This is a genomic window from Sphingomonas sorbitolis (assembly GCF_036663875.1).
Classification (GTDB): domain Bacteria; phylum Pseudomonadota; class Alphaproteobacteria; order Sphingomonadales; family Sphingomonadaceae; genus Sphingomonas.
The window spans coordinates 422400-429627 of record NZ_JAXOJS010000002.1 but is presented as its reverse complement, the minus strand read 5'-3'; the positions used below and the strand labels follow the sequence as shown (position 1 = coordinate 429627).

8 protein-coding genes are annotated in these 7228 nt (G+C 66.4%); 1 reads left to right on the top strand and 7 read right to left on the bottom strand.

Going from position 1 to position 7228, the window contains the following annotated elements; translation table 11 throughout:
* The 5 genes from U1763_RS07340 to U1763_RS07320 form a co-directional block, all read right to left on the bottom strand.
* On the bottom strand, positions 1–1539 hold a 1539-nt coding region (locus U1763_RS07340; RefSeq protein ID WP_332754694.1), incomplete at its 3' end, for a class I tRNA ligase family protein.
* A gap of 68 nt (positions 1540–1607) precedes the next feature.
* A complete protein-coding gene (locus U1763_RS07335) occupies positions 1608–2531 on the bottom strand; it encodes a bifunctional riboflavin kinase/FAD synthetase (RefSeq protein WP_332754693.1) in 924 nt (307 codons plus the stop codon).
* Positions 2532–2638: 107 nt separating this feature from the next.
* Positions 2639–3103 (bottom strand): dihydrofolate reductase, encoded by a 465-nt coding sequence (locus tag U1763_RS07330; protein WP_332754970.1) that lies wholly within the window; start codon positions 3101–3103, stop codon positions 2639–2641.
* Positions 3104–3291: 188 nt separating this feature from the next.
* Complete coding sequence (locus U1763_RS07325; protein ID WP_332754692.1) at positions 3292–3810, bottom strand: hemerythrin domain-containing protein; 519 nt, start codon at positions 3808–3810, stop codon at positions 3292–3294.
* 54 nt (positions 3811–3864) lie between these two features.
* On the bottom strand, positions 3865–4659 hold the full coding sequence (locus U1763_RS07320; protein ID WP_332754691.1) for a thymidylate synthase: 795 nt from the start codon (positions 4657–4659) through the stop codon (positions 3865–3867).
* A gap of 85 nt (positions 4660–4744) precedes the next feature.
* On the opposite strand from U1763_RS07320, the gene U1763_RS07315 reads away from it, so the two are divergent.
* Complete coding sequence (locus U1763_RS07315; protein WP_332754690.1) at positions 4745–5137, top strand: JAB domain-containing protein; 393 nt, start codon at positions 4745–4747, stop codon at positions 5135–5137.
* Positions 5138–5283: 146 nt separating this feature from the next.
* On the opposite strand, the gene U1763_RS07310 is transcribed toward U1763_RS07315, so the two are convergent.
* Together U1763_RS07310 and prfB are read right to left on the bottom strand one after the other, a co-directional pair.
* Positions 5284–5979, bottom strand: a complete 696-nt coding sequence (locus U1763_RS07310) for a class I SAM-dependent methyltransferase (RefSeq protein ID WP_332754969.1) — start codon at positions 5977–5979, stop codon at positions 5284–5286.
* A 23-nt stretch (positions 5980–6002) separates the two neighbouring features.
* The gene (gene prfB / locus U1763_RS07305; RefSeq protein WP_056051599.1) at positions 6003–7130 is read right to left on the bottom strand and encodes a peptide chain release factor 2; all 1128 of its coding nucleotides are present in this window, start codon (positions 7128–7130) and stop codon (positions 6003–6005) included.
* Positions 7131–7228 lie beyond the last annotated feature (98 nt).

The following is a 7228-nucleotide window of genomic DNA, read 5'->3' as shown; positions in this document are numbered from 1 at the left end:
GGGCCGGGGGGGGGGCGGGCGGCGGGGGGGCCGGGCTGGGGGGGGGGGGGGGGGGGGGGGCCCCGCCCCCCCCCCCCCCCCCGGGGGGGGGGGGGGGGGGGGGGGGGCCCCTGTTCCGGGCGCAGCATTGCTGGGCTGCCCCTCACCCCGACCCTCTCCCCGCAGGGGAGAGGGAGCAGGAGAAGACGAGTCCATCGGGATGAACCATTGCGGGGTCGCGCGGAAGATCACCTTGGCCTTCGAGCGCCACGAATGCGGGTAGCTGTGCTTGAAGTCGTCGCTCGCCGCCAGCAACGCGCCGGCCTCGCGCAGGTCGGTGCAGATCGGGCCGTCCGCGCTCACGAACTTCTTGTTGATGACGCTGCCCTGGCCGCCGAGCCATGCCCAGTCGGCGCGGTACATCCCCGCGCCGTCGATCGCGAAGACCGGGTCGATGCCGTATTGCTTGCAGAGTTCGAAATCGTCCTCGCCGTGGTCCGGCGCCATGTGGACGAGCCCGGTGCCGGCGTCGGTCGTGACGAACTCGCCGGGGAAAAACGGGCGCGGTTTCGCGAAAAACCCGCCGAGTGCGTGCATCGGGTGCCGGGCGGTTGCTTCGGCGAGGTCGGAGCCTTTACCCGACCAAACGATCGTCCAGCCACTACCCTCGGACAACCAAGGCGAACTGGAGTTACCGTATCGACCCATCGACTCAACGAGTAGGTCATCGGCCAGCAAGAAGACCCGACCGTTAGCTCGGACTGCGGTATACTCGATCTCAGGCCCATAGCTCAGCGCCTGGTTCACCGGGATCGTCCATGGCGTGGTCGTCCAGATCACCGCATGCGCGCCGACCAGTTCGGGCGCGTTCGGTGCGTCCACGATCTCGAACGCGACGTCGATCTGCGTGGAGACGATGTCCTCATACTCGACCTCGGCCTCGGCGAGCGCGGTCTTCTCGACCGGCGACCACATCACCGGCTTGGCGCCGCGGTACAGCTGGCCGCTCTCGGCGAACTTGAGCAACTCGCCGACGATCGCGGCCTCGGCCTCGTACTTCATCGTCAGGTACGGATCGGCCCAGTCGCCCATAACGCCCAAGCGCTCGAACTCGGCCTTCTGCACGGCGACCCATTTCTCGGCATAGGCGCGGCATTCGGCGCGGAACTGGTCGACGGGGACGTCGTCCTTGTTGAGCTTCTTCGCGCGATACGCTTCCTCGACCTTCCACTCGATCGGCAGGCCGTGGCAATCCCAGCCGGGGACGTAGGGCGCGTCCTTGCCCATCAGCGATTGCGAGCGGACGATGATGTCCTTCAGGACCTTGTTCATCGCGTGGCCCATGTGGATGTCGCCGTTCGCATACGGCGGGCCATCATGCAGGATGAACCGCTCGCGCCCGAGCCGCTGTTCGCGCAACCGGTCGTAGATGCCGAGCTTGGCCCAGCGCTCCAGGATCGCCGGCTCCTTCGCGGCGAGGCCCGCCTTCATCGGGAAGTCGGTCTTCGGCAGGAAGACGGTGTCGCGGTAATCGCGGGCGGGCGCAGGAGTATCGGTCATAAGTGGGCCGGGCTGTAGCCGGTAGCGGCTCACGTTGCCATCCCTCTCCCTCGCGGAGAGGGGCGCGGTTATGCCAGGATCGTCCGCGCGCGCGCGCAGTCGGCGTCCATCTGCGTGATGAGCGCATTGAGGTTGGCGAACTTGGCCTCGGCACGCAGATACTCGATCAGCGAAACCTCGATCCGCTGGCCGTACAGGTCTTCGCCGAAATCGAAGAAATGCGGTTCGAGCAGTTCCTTGGGCGGATCGAAGCTCGGGCGGATGCCGAGGTTCGCGGCGCCCTTCAGCACGCGACCGTCCTCCAGCCGCCCGGTCACCGCGTAGATCCCGTAGGCGGGGCGCAGGTAATTGCCCATGTCGAGATTGGCGGTCGGATAGCCGATCGTGCGGCCGACCTTGTCGCCATGCTGGACGAAACCCTGGATCGCGAACGGGCGCGTCAGCAGGCGAGTGGCGGTGGCCATGTCGCCCGCGCGGAGGGCTTCGCGAATACGGGTGGAGGAGATGACTTCCCCCTCCAGTTCGATCGCGCCGACGGTTTCCGCGCGAAACCCGTGGGCGGGGCCGCGCGAGGCGAGCGTGCGGACGGTGCCGGCCTTGCCCTTGCCGAAGGTGAAGTCCTCGCCGGTGACGACCCCCGCGACGCGCAGGTTAGCGACGAGCCGCTCGGTGATGAAGCGCTCGGCGGTCAGCGCGGCGAGATCGCCGTCGAAATTAAACACGACCATCGCATCGGCGCCGGCCTTCTTGAAAAGCTGTTGGCGCTGATCGAGCGTGGTCAGGCGGAAGGGCGGGGTGTCGGGGCGGAAATGGCGGACCGGATGCGGATCGAATGTCGCGACGAGCGCCGGACGCCCCTCGGCCCGCGCCCAGGCGACCGCGCGCGCGACCACGGCCTGGTGACCGAGGTGAAATCCGTCGAAATTCCCCAGCGCGACGATCCCGTTCGCCAGATACGAAGGGATGGAAGCGCCACCGTCGAGCCGTTGCATGCGCGGGTCAGTAACCAGCCGTCGCGAAAGGCGATAGTCCTTCCGTAAGCTTGTTCTCCCGCGAAGGCGGAGTCCAGCCTGGGCTCCCGCCTTCGCGGAAGAACAACTTAGCCCCGGGTGAGCGTCACGAAGCTGTAAGCCGGACGTTCGCCTTCGGCCGAATGGTCTTCGCGGGCGATCTCCACCCAGCCGTCGAACGCGGGCACGGTCGCGTCGCCCTCTGGCTTGGCATGGACTTCGGTCAGTTCGATGCGATCCGCGTGAGCGAGCAGCTGCGCGTAAATCTGCGCGCCACCGATCACGGCGACATCGTCGCCTGCCATTGCCAGCGCCTCTCCAACGGAATGCGCGACCTCCGCGCCTTCCGCGGTCCAGTCGCCGCGGGTGAGAACGATATGGCGGCGGCCGGGTAGGGGGCTCGGGAAGCTCTCGAACGTTTTCCGCCCCATCACCATCGGCTTGCCCATCGTCAGCACTTTGAAGCGCTTGAGGTCGGCGGGGAGACGCCACGGGAGGTGTCCGTCGCGGCCGATAACGCCGTTGGTGGCGCGGGCGAGGTAGAAGGTGATCATGGCGGAGGTCATGCCGCAATCGAGGGCAAAGAGCCACTTCGAGCATTGTGCCGAAACCTGACCCCCAGCACCTCCCCGGCGGAGGCCGGGGTCCAGTTGGGAAACGTCGCTAACGGAGAACTGCACTTCGTTACTCCCACCTTTCCAACTGGCCCCGGCCTTCGCCGGGGTGGTGAGCTGCAATGGGGTCAGCTCGGAGCGTGTTCCTTCACATACGCCTCGGGGTCCTTCTCGACGACCTTAACCCCGTTCAGATGATTCGCCTCGAACGCCGCGAACCGCACGCCCAGTTCATGCCGCTCTTCCAGCGTCGCATGCTTGCGGAAATCGGTGAGACCCTGGCGTTCTTCCTCGGCCAGGTGATCGCTGTTCGCCTTGTTGCACTCGCCAACCGCCTCGAACCACGCGTCCGAGCCGACCGGGTGCTTGTCGACAGCCTCGCCCGTCTCGCGGATGTCGTTGTGATCCTCGATCGCGTCCTCGGTCTCCTCAGCGGCCGAGTCGGCGTCGTTGCCGCCGGTGCCGATCTTCATCAGCCGCGGGTAAAAGAAGCGCTCTTCCGCCTCGGCATGCGCGTCGAGCAGGTTCTTGAGGCGAGTCCAGAGCGCCGACAGCGCCTCAGTGTCCTTCGCGTCGATCGAATCGATCTGTGCGAAGAGGTTACGCTGCTGCGCGTGTTCGTCGAGGATGAGCTGAGTAATGTCCATGCGCCTCTGAACCACGCAGCACGCAGCCGGTTCCTATTGCGATTCGCTCTCTGTTCAGACCGCGACCGGCGCCTTGATATGGGCCTGAGCTACGTAGTCGTGGAGCACGAAATCTTCATATTCGTACGCGTCGATCGAGTCCGGCCGCCGCAAGATTTCGAGGCGCGGCAACGGGCCGGGATCGCGCGTCAGTTGGAGCCGGGCCTGCTCCAGATGGTTCGAATAGAGGTGGCAATCGCCGCCGGTCCAGATGAACTCGCCGACCTCGAGCCCGCATTGCTGCGCGAGGATGTGCGTCAGCAGCGCATAGCTGGCGATGTTGAACGGCACGCCGAGGAAGATGTCGCCCGAGCGCTGGTAGAGCTGGAGCGACAGCTTGCCGTTCGCAACGTGCGTCTGGAACAGGCAGTGGCAGGGCGCGAGCGCCATCGCGTGCAGATCGCCCGGATTCCATGCGCTGACGATCTGGCGGCGCGAGGCGGGGTTCGTCTTGATCTGCTCGATCAGCTCGGCGATCTGGTCGATGTGACGGCCATCGGCGGCCACCCAGTCGCGCCACTGCTTGCCGTAGACCGGACCGAGATCGCCGTTCTCGTCCGCCCATTCGTCCCAGATCGCGACTTTCCGATCCTGCAACCAGCGCACGTTCGTATCGCCGCGGAGGAACCACAGCAGTTCGACGATGATCGAGCGGAGGTGGAGCTTCTTGGTGGTGAGGACGGGAAAGCCCTGCGCGAGATCGAAGCGCATCTGCGCGCCGAACGCGCTGAGCGTGCCGGTGCCGGTGCGGTCCATCGTCTCGACGCCGGTCGAGAGCACGCGGTCCATAAGGTCTAGATATTGACGCATCGGGTTTGCGTAGCGGGGCGGGGGCGGGGGCTCAAGCGGATGTAGTTGCGCGTGCGGTGGCGGGCATCGCGGCGCAGGCGGGTACGTGCTGCCGTCGCCTGTGCCTTCTCCTCGTATCGCGGACCTCGCCGCGGCTCGCGCGCTGTTCGCCGGGTTGGGTCATGCCACGGTCGAGACGGTGGCGGTCGCGTATCTTGATCCGAATCGGAGGCTTCTCGGGATGCGGCATGTCGTCGGGGGGCGGGATCAGGTGGCGATCTCGATCCGCACGGTTGCAGCGGATGCGTTGGCGTTCGGCGCGGTCGGGGTCGTGATGGCGCATAACCATCCGAGCGGCGATGCGACGCCGAGTGCGCAGGACGTGGCGTTCACGCGGGCGCTGGCTGCGGGGTTGCGGACGCTGGAGGTGGTGTTGCTCGATCATCTGGTGATCGCGGGCGACGAGGTGACGAATCTCAGGACGATGGGGGTGATTTGACCGTTTCGACATCAATCTTCCCCTGCAAGGGGAGGTGGCTGGCGCTTGCCAGACGGAGGGGTGACACCCTCTCGATAGCGCGATACCCCTCCGTCAGCCCGATGGGCTGACACCTCCCCTTGCAGGGGAGGATTGACCGGTGCTCCTCACCCCAACCTGCAAGCCCGAATCGCCTCCGGCTTCGGCCGCGGCCCGGTCGCGCGGAACGTCGCGAGATACCCACCCGCCGACGGCATCTCGTCCATATCGACCTGCGTATACCCAACCGCAGCGAACTCGCACTTCAGCAACGCCGGTGGCGTGCCGTGGTTCTGCGTCGGGCGGTTCGCATCCACCACCACCACCAGCCCGTCGGGCTTCAGCGAAGGCCGCAGCCGCCACAGGAACTCGTACGGCTGCTCGATCTCGTGATACATGTGCACCATCAGCACCCGGTCGAAGCTCGCCTCGGGCAGCTTCGGGTCGTTCGCTTCGCCCAGCTTCACGCTGACGTTCGCCAGATCCTCGCGCGCGACACGCTCCGCCAGCGTGTCGCGCACGCTCGCGACGATGTCCTCGGCCAGCACACGCCCGTCCTTGCCGACCCGCGCAGCCATGCGGATCGTGTAATAGCCCTCACCCGCGCCGATATCCGCGACCGTCATGCCCTTGCGGATCTCGGCCTTGTTCATCACCTCGCCAGCTTCGTTCAGTCGATCGCGCGCCTCTTCGTTCGACCAGCGCGACGACACGATCGACGCGACTGGACGATCGGCCGCGGGGAACACCGGCTCCTTCGGCTCGCGCTTGATCAGCGGTTTGCTCCCGTCGCACGCTGCGAGCAGGACCACCGGCGACAGCATCAGGGCAAGGGCACCCCGCAAGCTCAATCGACGTCCTCCACCTCGACGGCCTCGCCGGTCACGCGCTGCGACAGCGCCGCGGCCATGAACATCTCGAGGTCGCCGTCGAGCACGTCCGACGGGCTGGTCGACACCACGCCGGTGCGCAGGTCCTTCACCATCTGGTACGGCTGCAACACGTACGAACGGATCTGGTGACCCCAGCCGATATCGGTCTTGCCGGCGTTCTCGGCATTCGCCGCAGTCTCGCGGATCGCCAGTTCGCGCTCGTACAGACGCGCGCGGAGCTGGTTGTACGCCTCGGCCTTGTTCTTGTGCTGCGAGCGCTGGTTCTGGCACTGCACGACGATGCCGGTCGGAATGTGCGTGATACGCACCGCCGAATCGGTCGTGTTGATGTGCTGACCGCCGGCGCCCGACGCGCGATACGTGTCGATGCGCAGGTCGCTCTCGTTGTATTCGACCTCGATATTGTCGTCGACGACCGGGTACACCCACACGCTGGCGAACGACGTATGCCGCCGCGCCGCCGAGTCGTACGGGCTGATCCGGACGAGCCGGTGCACGCCGCTTTCGGTCTTCGCGTAACCGTACGCGTTCTCGCCCTTGAGCAGCAGTGTGGCGGACTTGATCCCAGCCTGCTCGCCCGAATGCTGATCGACCAACTCGACCTTCAGACCGTGGCGCTCACCCCAGCGCGAATACATCCGACTGAGCATGCCCGCCCAGTCCTGGCTCTCGGTCCCGCCGGCGCCGGCGTTGACCTCGATATAGGTATCGTTGGCGTCGGCCTCGCCCGCCAGCAGCGCCTTGATCTTGTCCTTGTCGGCACGCGCGGCGAGTTCGGCGAGCGACGCAACGCCGTCCGCCTCCATCTCGGTATCGCCCTCGGCCTCGGCCATCTCGATCAGTTCGGCGGTGTCCGACAGTTCACTCTGGATCGCGCGCGTCGCGCTGATCGCCTCGTCGAGACGACGACGCTCGCGCATCACCTCCTGCGCGGCCTTGGGATCGGACCAGAGCGCCTGATCCTCGACGCGCGCGTTCAGCTCGTCGAGACGACGCAGCGCGCGGTCCCAGTCGAGGAAGCGGCGCAGCAGCGCCAGCGCGTCGTTGATGGTGTCTACGTGAGCCTGCGCTTCGGCGCGCATGATATTCTCCAAAAATTCCGTCTTCCCAGCGGAGGCCGGGATCGCCGTCCCAAGCGAGCGGGGCGGGTCACCGGCGGGCGCCGGGATGACGTCTATAT

Bases quoted from the DNA above. Each gene is read 5' to 3' on its own strand.
- U1763_RS07335 (WP_332754693.1), bottom strand. From the start codon at position 2,531: ATGCAACGGCTCGACGGTGGCGCTTCCATCCCTTCGTATCTGGCGAAC.
- U1763_RS07330 (WP_332754970.1), bottom strand. From the start codon at position 3,103: ATGATCACCTTCTACCTCGCCCGCGCCACCAACGGCGTTATCGGCCGC.
- U1763_RS07325 (WP_332754692.1), bottom strand. From the start codon at position 3,810: ATGGACATTACTCAGCTCATCCTCGACGAACACGCGCAGCAGCGTAAC.
- U1763_RS07320 (WP_332754691.1), bottom strand. From the start codon at position 4,659: ATGCGTCAATATCTAGACCTTATGGACCGCGTGCTCTCGACCGGCGTC.
- U1763_RS07310 (WP_332754969.1), bottom strand. From the start codon at position 5,979: ATGCTGTCGCCGGTGGTCCTGCTCGCAGCGTGCGACGGGAGCAAACCG.
- prfB (WP_056051599.1), bottom strand. From the start codon at position 7,130: ATGCGCGCCGAAGCGCAGGCTCACGTAGACACCATCAACGACGCGCTG.